The sequence below is a fragment of the Serratia sp. Sp408 genome (assembly GCF_057180665.1).
This window is the reverse complement of record NZ_JBXUFT010000030.1, coordinates 1-378: the sequence shown is the minus strand read 5'-3', so window position 1 is coordinate 378 and position 378 is coordinate 1. Positions and strand designations below refer to the sequence as shown.

The window sequence follows — 378 nt, the reverse complement described above, 5'->3', positions numbered from 1 at the left end:
CGTATTAAGCTATTGGCCTTCCTCCTCGCTGAAAGTGCTTTACAACCCGAAGGCCTTCTTCACACACGCGGCATGGCTGCATCAGGCTTGCGCCCATTGTGCAATATTCCCCACTGCTGCCTCCCGTAGGAGTCTGGACCGTGTCTCAGTTCCAGTGTGGCTGGTCATCCTCTCAGACCAGCTAGGGATCGTCGCCTAGGTGAGCCGTTACCCCACCTACTAGCTAATCCCATCTGGGCACATCCGATGGCAAGAGGCCCGAAGGTCCCCCTCTTTGGTCCGTAGACGTTATGCGGTATTAGCCACCGTTTCCAGTGGTTATCCCCCTCCATCGGGCAGTTTCCCAGACATTACTCACCCGTCCGCCGCTCGTCACCC

At 57.4% G+C, this 378-nt stretch carries 1 rRNA gene; it reads right to left on the bottom strand.

Features of this window, described 5'->3' with window-relative positions:
- A 16S ribosomal RNA gene (locus tag AC2AXP_RS22695) occupies window positions 1–378 on the bottom strand; the annotation flags it as partial.